At 35.1% G+C, this 556-nt stretch carries 1 protein-coding gene and 1 tRNA gene; both read left to right on the top strand.

Features of this window, described 5'->3' with window-relative positions; translation table 11 throughout:
• Nucleotides 1–2 precede the first annotated feature (2 nt).
• Nucleotides 3–87, top strand: a tRNA-Ser gene (locus OM075_RS25470).
• Nucleotides 88–348: 261 nt separating this feature from the next.
• A complete protein-coding gene (locus OM075_RS25475; RefSeq protein ID WP_301193374.1) occupies nucleotides 349–510 on the top strand; it encodes a hypothetical protein in 162 nt (53 codons plus the stop codon).
• Nucleotides 511–556 lie beyond the last annotated feature (46 nt).

Genomic DNA, 556 nt, shown 5'->3' on the forward strand with positions numbered 1-556 from the left:
TTGGAGAGATGGCAGAGTGGTCGAATGCGGCGGTCTTGAAAACCGTTGTGCGGCAACGTACCGGGGGTTCGAATCCCTCTCTCTCCGCTTAAAACCGCTAAAGTAATTTTATTACTCTAGCGGTTTTTTATTTTATATAACTCTTATTTTCAAAAGATATAACTTATTGCAGGCTACAGCTGAAAAACTCCCTATATCTTATCTCCAATGTAGTTTATTACAAAAACTGACTTTTTATTTTATCCTTGATTGTGTTTTACTTGTTAAGACGTTAGAACAATATAAATTAAAAATATCTGTAGAATTATTGGACAGGATTAACAAGATTAGCAGGATAAAATTGTCAACATGAAACGACCATGTGGTGTTTACTGTACCGGAGCAATTGAATCACTTGTTTATTGCCCATCCGGAGCATATGTACAAGATACTGTTCAGGGCGGCCTTTTTATGGATCAAGAACAATATTTGGGTCTGGACAAAAAAAGTGATTATTTTGCTGTTAAATAGAAACAGAAAATAAAAACAAGTAATAAGTTGAAAGAAGGATTATCCC

It is taken from the genome of Plebeiibacterium sediminum, from assembly GCF_026013605.1.
Taxonomy (GTDB): domain Bacteria; phylum Bacteroidota; class Bacteroidia; order Bacteroidales; family Marinilabiliaceae; genus Saccharicrinis; species Saccharicrinis sediminus.